12 protein-coding genes and 1 tRNA gene are annotated in these 8,920 nt (G+C 68.2%); 6 read left to right on the top strand and 7 right to left on the bottom strand.

Translation table 11 applies throughout. The annotated features are described in order from the left end of the window. The first annotated feature begins 89 nt into the window (after positions 1-89). Positions 90-163, top strand: a tRNA-Met gene (locus Q0A33_RS01200). A gap of 467 nt (positions 164-630) precedes the next feature. On the opposite strand, the gene Q0A33_RS01195 is transcribed toward Q0A33_RS01200, so the two are convergent. Beyond that, positions 631-966, bottom strand: a complete 336-nt coding sequence (locus Q0A33_RS01195; RefSeq protein ID WP_291791931.1) for a hypothetical protein — start codon at positions 964-966, stop codon at positions 631-633. Between Q0A33_RS01195 and Q0A33_RS01190 the strand changes: the two genes are divergently transcribed. Next, positions 953-1,243, top strand: a complete 291-nt coding sequence (locus Q0A33_RS01190) for a hypothetical protein (protein WP_291791930.1) — start codon at positions 953-955, stop codon at positions 1,241-1,243. The two genes, Q0A33_RS01195 and Q0A33_RS01190, sit on opposite strands and share 14 nt — an antisense overlap. Before the next feature lie 245 nt (positions 1,244-1,488). Here the strand turns inward: Q0A33_RS01190 and Q0A33_RS01185 are convergent, their stop codons facing one another. From Q0A33_RS01185 to Q0A33_RS01160, 6 genes are all read right to left on the bottom strand, one after another. Further along, positions 1,489-2,079 carry a sigma-70 family RNA polymerase sigma factor gene (locus Q0A33_RS01185; RefSeq protein WP_291791926.1) on the bottom strand — a complete coding sequence of 197 codons (591 nt, stop codon included), beginning with the start codon at positions 2,077-2,079 and terminating at the stop codon, positions 1,489-1,491. Then, the gene (locus Q0A33_RS01180; protein ID WP_291791923.1) at positions 2,079-2,723 is read right to left on the bottom strand and encodes a hypothetical protein; all 645 of its coding nucleotides are present in this window, start codon (positions 2,721-2,723) and stop codon (positions 2,079-2,081) included. The genes Q0A33_RS01185 and Q0A33_RS01180 overlap by 1 nt, the downstream gene beginning before the upstream one ends. Positions 2,724-2,754: 31 nt before the next feature. Then, on the bottom strand, positions 2,755-3,303 hold the full coding sequence (locus Q0A33_RS01175; protein WP_291791919.1) for a DUF6286 domain-containing protein: 549 nt from the start codon (positions 3,301-3,303) through the stop codon (positions 2,755-2,757). Continuing rightward, on the bottom strand, positions 3,300-3,692 hold the full coding sequence (locus Q0A33_RS01170; RefSeq protein ID WP_291791916.1) for a hypothetical protein: 393 nt from the start codon (positions 3,690-3,692) through the stop codon (positions 3,300-3,302). Before Q0A33_RS01170 ends, Q0A33_RS01175 begins: the two co-directional genes overlap by 4 nt. 2 nt (positions 3,693-3,694) lie before the next feature. Further along, positions 3,695-3,871 carry a hypothetical protein gene (locus tag Q0A33_RS01165; protein ID WP_291791913.1) on the bottom strand — a complete coding sequence of 59 codons (177 nt, stop codon included), beginning with the start codon at positions 3,869-3,871 and terminating at the stop codon, positions 3,695-3,697. Positions 3,872-3,937: 66 nt separating this feature from the next. After that, entirely contained in the window at positions 3,938-4,444 is a 507-nt protein-coding gene (locus tag Q0A33_RS01160) for an Asp23/Gls24 family envelope stress response protein (RefSeq protein WP_291791911.1), read from the bottom strand. A 573-nt stretch (positions 4,445-5,017) separates the two neighbouring features. On the opposite strand from Q0A33_RS01160, the gene Q0A33_RS01155 reads away from it, so the two are divergent. The 4 genes from Q0A33_RS01155 to Q0A33_RS01140 all read left to right on the top strand — a co-directional run. Continuing rightward, positions 5,018-5,293 (top strand): hypothetical protein, encoded by a 276-nt coding sequence (locus tag Q0A33_RS01155; protein ID WP_291791908.1) that lies wholly within the window; start codon positions 5,018-5,020, stop codon positions 5,291-5,293. Between the two features lie 287 nt (positions 5,294-5,580). Beyond that, positions 5,581-6,345 carry a membrane protein insertase YidC gene (gene yidC, locus Q0A33_RS01150; RefSeq protein WP_291791905.1) on the top strand — a complete coding sequence of 255 codons (765 nt, stop codon included), beginning with the start codon at positions 5,581-5,583 and terminating at the stop codon, positions 6,343-6,345. Between the two features lie 58 nt (positions 6,346-6,403). Then, positions 6,404-7,117 carry a TetR/AcrR family transcriptional regulator gene (locus Q0A33_RS01145; protein WP_291791903.1) on the top strand — a complete coding sequence of 238 codons (714 nt, stop codon included), beginning with the start codon at positions 6,404-6,406 and terminating at the stop codon, positions 7,115-7,117. Between the two features lie 118 nt (positions 7,118-7,235). Then, positions 7,236-8,920, top strand: a 1,685-nt coding sequence (locus Q0A33_RS01140) for an MDR family MFS transporter (RefSeq protein ID WP_291791900.1), incomplete at its 3' end; no start/stop codon positions are given.

Genomic DNA, 8,920 nt, shown 5'->3' with positions numbered 1-8,920 from the left:
TAGCTCAGTCGGCAGAGCGTTTCCATGGTAAGGAAAAGGTCAAGGGTTCGATTCCCTTTTGGGGCTCAGGTGAACCAGTGTTCGCCCGTGGCGGGGTAGCTCAGCTGGTTAGAGCGCACGACTCATAATCGTGAGGTCGCGGGATCGAGTCCCGCTCCCGCTACAGAAGAAGCCCCCATCTTCGGATGGGGGCTTCTTTCATTCACGAGTTCGTCCCCGGGCAGCTGTGGGGCGGGTGCGCATTCGGGCTGCCGGCGGTGAACCCTGACGAACGTTGCAGGTGTTGCTGGGTTGACTGTGCTGGTATGCAATCACTTTGCGACAGCAGCCCTGGCGTGGTCCGGGCTCATACCGTGGTGGAGAACCTGAGGAGCTCTCTGACGGGCCTCGGGTCCCGTCAAAGGGCGGGACCGCAACCCTGACTTGTGATGGGCCGGGCGAGCTGAACTCGGTGTGCAAAGCCCAGACCATCCGCACCACGGCGACCTTCTGCTCCGCGCTGGAGCGACACGCCGTCGAGTTCTCAGCCTGTCGCTGCTCCCGCATGACCTCATCTTCGCTTCCTGGCTCAGGAGTCCTGACCGAACCCACGATGATGTGCCCATGAGTCCTTTCGGCGGTCGGGAGGGCTCAGCTCAGGGATTGCACACGCACGAGCACCTCGTGCTGCGCACCGCCGGCTGAGGCCACGGCCTCGTGCACCTCGCGCTGAACGTCTTCCACGACGGCGCGCACCGGGCGCGGGCCGGACAGTGCCAGCTCCACCGTAATCAGATGAGCATCGGGATCGATGGTCAGCCCGAACCTGGCACGCTCGGCGCGGCGGCGCAAGCGGGCATCCAGAGTGCGCAGAGTCGTGGCAATTCCCGGCTCCATGCCGCGGATCCCCGGCACGGCCTCCACAAGGCTCACCAGTTGGTCGGCCGGGAGTGCGGGGCCGCGCGGCGTGGATATGTCAGTGCTCATGGCGTTCCTCCTCGTGGAGGTCCTCAATGTGTACATCGATGGGCAGGTCGTCCAGGCCCAGGTGATCGTGGCAGGCTTGCGCCACGGAGCTGCGAACGCGTCGGGCCAGGCTCGGGAGGTCCGACGTGTCCAGCGCCGCGGAAATGCGCACGCGCAGTCGCTCGGGACGTCCGCGGGTGCGAGCACCCTGGGCGGAGACGGCGTGCTCGGCGGTGGTGCGCAGTGCAAGGGCTCCCGGGACGGCGTCGACGGCGGAGCGGACCACTCCGCGCAATGAGGCCTCGGAGACAGTGAACGGGCCAGCCGGCGTGGGAGGCATCTCCACATGAGCACCGTGCCGGGAGTCAGCTCGTACGGCTTCCCGGATGGTGTTCCGCGCTCGGGCGGAGAGCTGGACCCCAGCATCGCCGTCACCCTCGAGGGCTGACCATTCGCGATGCATGGTGCGGATCATATCCAGATACTTGGCCGTGGCGACGTCGTCGTTGGGGTCCGAACCAGATGTGATACTGCTCACCTCACTCACCTCCATTCTTCCATGTGCTCGACGATGTGCGCGCGGGCTCGCGCGATCCGCCCACGCACTGTCGATTCGGTGGCGTCAACGATGACGGCGATCTCCCGATAACTCATGTCGCCGACCTCGCGCAGTACCCAGCAACTGCGCACTGAGGCGTCCAGGGTCTGCAGGATGCCGGCCAGTGCCGTCATCTGAGCCTGCACCAGAGCGGAGTGCTCGGGATTCAGAGGATCTCCCGAGGTCGCCGTGCCGAGAGCCGGGGCCGGGGGCAGCCGTTCGAAGACCTCGCCATCGGTGGCATTCGTCGCACGTCGAGTCGCACGGCGCACCACATCGGTGGCCGCTCGGGTCGTGATCTTCGACACCCAGCCGGAAAAGGCTGCCGGATCCTCCAGCAGTCCTAGACGGCGCCAGGCCAGAACCAGGGACTCTTGGACCACGTCCTCGGCGTCCATCCGGTCGTGCAGGATCATGTAAGCGATCCGGAAGAGCCGGCCCTGATAGCGATCGACCAGCATCTCGAACGCCGCTACGTCCCCATCCTGGGCTCGCAGTACGAGGGCGTGCTCGGGGATTGCCGGATTCGGGGTCATCAACGCAGAACCGCTTCGCGAACCGGCGCCCGCTCACCCGCCGAGAGGCCCAGAGCCGCGTTGCGGGACGACCTGCCGGTCCGCAGCCGCACCAGGAGGTCGACAGTCTCGGGGGCGGTGGCCAGAGTGGTCTCCACATCCCGGACCAGGCGCGCGCGCAGGAGCTGGACCACCCACGCCATCTCGGCCTCCTCGGCCAGTGTGGTGGTCGCTTGCACCCAGGGACGCTGGGTGCTGCCCCCGAAGCGAACATCGACATTGAGGACGCCCGGGACCTTTGTCATGTTCTCGGCCAGGGCGCGCTCGAACACTTCGGGCTCCAAGGAGCCCAGGAGCTTGCCGTCTGCATCGGTGATCCGGAGGACGGCTCGCGCCGGTGGGCGCGGTACCTGGCTCACCAGCAGGCTGATTCCGGCGACCACCGCCACAGCGCCGATCGCCAGGAAAGTGGGCAGCAGCCAGGCCGCGTGGGCAGCAGCGATGCCCGAACCCGTGGATTCCCCGCTGAGCAGTTCGTCCCGGTGCGGTGGAAGCCAATCGCCCAGAGGCGTTGTGATGAGGGCGATCCATGCGGCTGGCAGCATCAGGAGTAGGCCGCCGATGGCCAGGATGACCCGGTTACGGGTGCCGGAAACGGTGCGCATGGCTGATTCCTCCTCGGATGGTGAGTTCGTGTCAGCGTGTCCGGCTGAGATGAACGCGGGAGCGGATGTGAATGACCGGAGTGAGCTCAGCGATGGTCTCCTGCACGGCGGTGCGTACCTGGCGGAGTATTGACTCGGACTCATCGACCGGCGTGCGCACCTGGACGGAGAGCACGTGGCCGGAGAGTCGGGCCCGTACTGCGGATACGCCGTCCACCTGCTCCACCTGGCGTTCGACCCGGCGAGCGATGTCACGACGCGACATTGCAGTCTGCCCGGGCGTTTCACCGGCCAGGATGGCGAGGTGTCTGGCGGCCCCCGGAACCAGGGCACTGATCAGGAATGCCAGTCCGATGATCGCGAGGATTCCGACGATGATGCGCACCGGCATCCCGTCCAGGCGAAGGCCGCCGATCCGGTGTGCCGCTGAGGCCCCGACCCCGGACCAAGTGCCGTCCAGGAGGCGAGCGCCGATCGTCCAAACCAGCAGGCCGCCGACAGTGATGGCCATGAAGGCGAGGATGATGGCGGGCACCCTGCGGGCGGGGCGGCGCGTCAGAGCTTGGGGGTGAGTGCTCATCGAAGAATCCTCCGTCCGGTCGCGGTGCTGTTCAGCCAGGAGATCTGGACGTCGATGCGCCCTACCTCCAGGCCGCTGAGTTGCTCCACGCGTGCGGCAACGTGCTCGCGAAGCTCTTTCAGCGCATCGCGCAGGGTTGTGGGGAACGCGATGCCGACATTCAGGCGCAGGACCACGATGCTGCCGTAGATCTCCGCCTCGGCGCTCGGGCGTGTGGCGAAGTCGCGACGAGCACCGATTCCCAGCACGCCTCCGGCATTGGAACCGACGCTGGCGACCTCGAAGGCGCACTGCTCGGCGATCCGGGCGACTACCTTGGCCGGCACGGTCGTGCGTCCCCGGTCCTCGGGAGCGCAGGCAGTTGGTCGACGCTCATCCAGGGCGGTCATGGTCATCTCCTCCAGCGGTCGGTCAGACCCCGGATCTCGACGCGACCGTCGATCGTCATGCCCACTGCGAGGCCGATGACGCCGAATACCAGGACGAGGAAGAACTGGCCGAAGCTGCCGAAGGCCAGCACGGCTCCGAGGAAGAGGCCGACCAGAAGGGCGAAGTGGGTGATCTTCATGGATGCTCCTCAATGAGGGGGCGGCACCGGGAAGGTCGCAGACCTCCCCGGTGCCGCCCAGGGATGTCACTTCAGTTCATCGCCGCGCTGGCTGTTCACGGACTCGTCGTCTTCCTGCGGCAGGTGGACGTCGACGACGTTGACGTTGACCTCCACGACTTCCAGGCCGGTGGTGGACTCGACCTGGTCGATGATGTTGCGGCGGATGGCGTTGCCGACCTCGACGATTGAGGCGCCGTACTCCACCACGACCGTGACGTCGACCGCGGCCTGTGTCTCGCCCTTCTCGACACCGATGCCACCGGCGACATTCGTCTGTGAGTTGGGAATGCGATCGGTCACGGCGGAGAAGGCGCGGCGCGCGGCATTGCCCATGTCGTAGACTCCGGGAACCTCGCGGGCGGCCATGCCGGCCACCTTGGCCACGACGGTGTCCTCCAGAGTTGTGATGCCCCGGGTGGTTTGCAGGGGGCCGCGGGGGACCCTTTCCACGGTCTGCACGTTCCGCTCCTCGCGCTCGGACGCCTCGCGCTCCTGCTGACTGCCGGTCCGAGGAATTGACACGTTAGACATAGCCTCTCCTTCACCAGATGACCGGCGAATTCGCCGGTCATGTTTCATGCGGACACAAGGAAGACGTCATGAGTCCGGAGTTCGTCACGAGAGTTGACTGTGATCTGTATCACTATATGGAGTCGTACTGGGCGCTCAGCGTCGCATTGTGCAATGTAGGGGTCCTCCGGGACGCGCGTGCGAGGAAGGCTGCTGCCCTCTGCCGGGTGAGTGCGGCCTGCAGCTGCGGCGTTTCAGCATCACAGCGGGGCTGTCCGGCCGGCTTTGACGCGCGGTGCTGAGGAGCTGCGGACGAGGTGGGGCGGTGCGGCGTTTCGCGAGGAATCGAATGTGCGCACGACTCACAAGCGTGAGGTTGCGGGATCGAGTCCCACCCCCGCTGTAGAAGTCTCCATCTTCGGATGGGGGCTTCTGCGTTCGTCGGCGTGCCCGGAGAGCTCCCGTGAGGGGGCCGCTTCGTGTCCCGGTCGCGCCCGGCCGCCGGGGTCCGCCTTCGGTGCCGTAGACTTTCAGTGGGTCCGCAGACGACGGCGACGAGGAGGGGGTGCGGCCGTGCTGGCGACCATCTGGGTCATGGTTCAGCTGCTCCTGTTCGCCCTCGCTCAGTTCGCGGGCTCGTATCCGCAGGTGGACATCCCTGCGGCAGTGCTCCTGGCCGTGGTCGGGATCCTCGCGGTCTCCGCCTTCACTCCGGTCGCGCTCCGCGTGATCGTGCGCGTCCTCGGGCTCGTTCCGCAGCCGAGGTCCCGGCCGGCCCGCGCCTGGGCCGCCCAGCTCCCGGACCCGCCCTGTGCGCCGGGATCCCGCGGCACCGTCCGGGTGCGCGCTCCCTCCGGTTCCCCCGAGTGAGCGCATGAGACTCCTCTCTCCCCTTCCCGGGCGGACCCGCCGCTCCTGCGCGTGTGCAGGGCTGAGCTCCGCCTCCCTGCCGGCATAACTGGGGTTCCCGCCGCGGCGGGTATGACCGTGAGCCGAGGTCCCGCACCCTCCCCTCCTGGTCTCGAGCAGCTCACGCACGGCATCCTGCGCCCTCCGCGCACCTGTCACGCCGCTGCCGCACCCGCCTCCGCCGAGCCCGGACGCACGATCGTCCCCGGCCGGAGCGCGGCCTGCGTCCGAGTCCAAGGACCTCGCACATGAATATCTATGCCTTCCCGCCCATCGCCTTCCTCATCCACGCAGCGCAGTGGGCGCTCACCCACATCAGCGACCTGTTCGTCCCTCTCGCGGGCGGAGCGAGCACCGCCCTCGCCGTCGTGGCGCTGACCGTCCTGGTCCGCGTGCTCCTCCTCCCCGTCGGCATCTCGCAGGTGCGGGCCGCTCTCGCCCGTGAGCGCCTGGCACCGCGCATGCGCGAGCTCCAGCAGCGCCACAGGGGGCGGCCCGAGGAGCTGCAGAAGAGGATGATGGAGCTCTACGCGGAAGAGGGGACCTCGCCGGTGGCCGGCTGTCTTCCTGCGCTCGCGCAGATGCCGGTGCTCATGGCGATCTACGGCCTGTTCATCCTGCCCACCATCGACGGGCTGCCCAACACCCTGCTGAGCCAGACGTTCATGGGGATCGAGCTGGGCTCCGGCTTCGTCGGGCTGCTGCGCACCGGCGGTCTGACGGCCACCACCGTGCTCGTCTACCTCCTCGTCGTCGCCGCCATCGCAGTCGTGGCGCACTTCTCCCGCAGGGCGCTGGCTCCGCAGCTCGAATCGCAGACGGCGGAGCCGCAGCCGGGCATGCCGGACATGCGCGGCGTCATGCGCACCATGAGCTTCATGCCGTTCATGACCGCGGTCATCGCGCTCTTCGTGCCGCTGGCGGCGGCCCTCTACCTCATGACCACCACGGCCTGGAGTCTGGGGGAGCGTCTTCTCCTGCGTCGGTTCCTGACGGCCCGGCGGCCCGGATGACGAAGGTCACCCTCGCTTCCAAGTGCACTTTCAGCCGCAGGGTGCAGAATTGCACTCTGTGAGCGACAGTGCAATCGGTCCGCGTGAGAAGCGCAGACGCGAAACCATCCGGCAGATCGTCGAACTGGCCCGTGCGCGCACGGCCCGCGAGGGTCTGAGCGGGTACACGGTCGAGGAGCTGTGCGAGGCCGTCGGCATCTCCCGGCGGACCTTCTTTAACTACTTCGCCTCCAAGGAGGACGCGGTCCTCGGGATCCTCGTGGCTCCGGGGGAGGAGGAGCTGGAGGCGGCCTTCGTCGCCGGTGAGCGGCCGCATGCGGCCGGTGAGGCCTCTGCCGTCCGCCGGGAGGGAGGCGGTGAGGCGGTGTCGCCCGTGCACGCTGACCGTCCTGGCCCCGGCGGCCTCGGCGCGGGGCTGTTCGACGACTTCCTCGAGCTGCAGCTCGCCCGCTGGCGGCTGGCCGCGCCGCTGGTGACGAACCTCGACTCCCTGCGGGCGGCGGTGGAGCGCGAACCGCGTCTCCACACCCGGATCCTCGAACGCATCCGGTCGAACGAGCAGCGCGACACCGCGCTGATCGAGCGGCGGGAGGGGCTCGAGCCCGGTGACGCCCGTGCGGACACGCTGGTGCATCTGGTCGGCGGTCTCAGCCATGCCGTCGCCGCCGAATACTTCAGGCGGACGGACCTGGTGGAGCTCGACCCCGACGACCTCGCAGAGAGATTCGCCGAACGGGCGGCGCTGGCCCGCGCACTCCTCGCAGCTCCCTGAGCGGGCGCGGCACCGGCCCGGCAGATCCGGACCGACAGCGCACCGCACCCGCGCCGGTGCCGACGACCTCGGCACGCCGCGCACACCCGCAGATCCGCACCACCCAGAACGGACCACCATGACAGACACCCACTCCGCGCCGTTCCTGCTGACGCAGCGGCGCATCTGGATCATCTTCTCCGCGCTCATCGCGGGCATGCTGCTCTCCAGCCTCGACCAGACCATCGTCTCCACCGCCATGCCCACCATCGTGGGCGAGCTGGGCGGGGTGGAGAACCAGGTCTGGATCGTCACCGCCTACCTGCTGGCGACCACCATCGTCATGCCCATCTACGGCAAGTTCGGCGACGTGCTCGGACGGCGCCGTCTCTTCCTCGTCGCGATCGCGCTCTTCACCCTGGCCTCCGTGGGCTGCGCCTTCGCCGGCGACTTCTGGACGTTCGTCGTCTTCCGGGCCATGCAGGGCCTGGGCGGCGGCGGTCTCATGATCCTCTCGCAGGCCATCATCGCGGACATCGTGCCGGCCAGCGAGCGCGGGAAGTACATGGGTCCGCTCGGCGCCATCTTCGGGCTCTCCGCCGTGGCCGGTCCGCTCCTGGGCGGCTACTTCGTCGACCACCACACCTGGCAGTGGGCCTTCTACATCAACATCCCGGTGGGCATCGCCGCATTCCTCGTCGCGTTCTTCGCCCTCCGGCTGCCGGACAAGAAGGCGGAGAAGCCCATCGACGTCCTCGGCGTCCTGTTCCTCTCCGCGGCGACCACGTGCCTCATCTTCTTCACCGACTTCGGCGGGGACGCAGAGCACGGCTGGTCCTCCGGCGCCACCTGGGCATGGGGTGCGGGCCTGGTGGTCGCAGCCGCCGCGTTCGTCCTCGCCGAGGCGCGTGCGGCCGACCCCATCATCCCGCTGAGCCTGTTCCGCAACCCCATCTTCATCAACGCCACCGCGATCGGCCTGGTCCTGGGCATCGGCATGTTCGCGGCGATCGGCTTCCTGCCGACCTTCCTGCAGATGGCCTCCGGCACCTCTGCGGCGGTCTCCGGGCTGCTCCTCATCCCCATGATGGTGGGGCTCATGGGAACCTCCATCGTCTCCGGCCTGGCGATCAGCAGGACCGGCAGGTGCAGGGTCTACCCGATCCTCGGCACCGTCATCACCGCAGCCGCCATGCTTGCCTTCACCACCCTGAAGGCGGACACGCCCATCTGGCTCATCTGCGCATTCCTGTTCGTGTTCGGCGTGGGGCTGGGCTTCATCATGCAGGTGGTGGTCCTGGTGGTGCAGAACGCGGTGCCGGCGAGCCAGATCGGCACGGCGACCAGCACCAACAACTACTTCCGCGAAGTGGGCGCCTCCCTGGGCACCGCCGTGTTCGGCACGATCTTCACCACCCGGCTCACGGAGAACCTCGTGACCGTGTTCGCCGGCGCGGGCGCGGATCCCTCAGCCGCCTCCAGCGCGGCCGCCTCGATCGAGCCCGCCGCCATGAGCGAGCTGCCGGACGCGGTGCGCGAGGGCATCGTCAGCGCCTACGCGGACGCCCTCGCCCCGGTGTTCTGGTACCTGCTGCCGTTCATCGGCGCGGCGTTCCTGCTCTCGCTGTTCCTCAAGGAGATCCCCCTGTCCGACACCGCCGGGCTGGTGGAGCGCGGCGAGGCGATCGGCGGCGAGGAGGCGGAGAGGCTGGAGGCGGACCTCCGCGCCGGGAAGCAGCGCGGACGGAGCAGCTCCGAAGCGCTGAGCGGACAGGCCGGGGCGTATGTGCCGGCCACGTCTGCCGGCCGGCCCGTGCGGGGCAC

It is taken from the genome of Brevibacterium sp. (assembly GCF_022712115.1).
Taxonomy (GTDB): Bacteria; Actinomycetota; Actinomycetes; order Actinomycetales; family Brevibacteriaceae; genus Brevibacterium; species Brevibacterium salitolerans.
This window is presented reverse-complemented; position numbering and strand designations above follow the sequence as displayed.

Excerpts from the sequence above, each read along its gene's own strand:
- yidC (WP_291791905.1), top strand. The coding sequence starts at position 5,581 with ATGAATATCTATGCCTTCCCGCCCATCGCCTTCCTCATCCACGCAGCG.
- Q0A33_RS01170 (WP_291791916.1), bottom strand. The coding sequence starts at position 3,692 with ATGACCGCCCTGGATGAGCGTCGACCAACTGCCTGCGCTCCCGAGGAC.
- Q0A33_RS01165 (WP_291791913.1), bottom strand. The coding sequence starts at position 3,871 with ATGAAGATCACCCACTTCGCCCTTCTGGTCGGCCTCTTCCTCGGAGCC.
- Q0A33_RS01155 (WP_291791908.1), top strand. The coding sequence starts at position 5,018 with ATGGTTCAGCTGCTCCTGTTCGCCCTCGCTCAGTTCGCGGGCTCGTAT.
- Q0A33_RS01190 (WP_291791930.1), top strand. The coding sequence starts at position 953 with ATGTCAGTGCTCATGGCGTTCCTCCTCGTGGAGGTCCTCAATGTGTAC.
- Q0A33_RS01175 (WP_291791919.1), bottom strand. The coding sequence starts at position 3,303 with ATGAGCACTCACCCCCAAGCTCTGACGCGCCGCCCCGCCCGCAGGGTG.
- Q0A33_RS01195 (WP_291791931.1), bottom strand. The coding sequence starts at position 966 with ATGAGCACTGACATATCCACGCCGCGCGGCCCCGCACTCCCGGCCGAC.
- Q0A33_RS01185 (WP_291791926.1), bottom strand. The coding sequence starts at position 2,079 with ATGACCCCGAATCCGGCAATCCCCGAGCACGCCCTCGTACTGCGAGCC.
- Q0A33_RS01160 (WP_291791911.1), bottom strand. The coding sequence starts at position 4,444 with ATGTCTAACGTGTCAATTCCTCGGACCGGCAGTCAGCAGGAGCGCGAG.
- Q0A33_RS01180 (WP_291791923.1), bottom strand. The coding sequence starts at position 2,723 with ATGCGCACCGTTTCCGGCACCCGTAACCGGGTCATCCTGGCCATCGGC.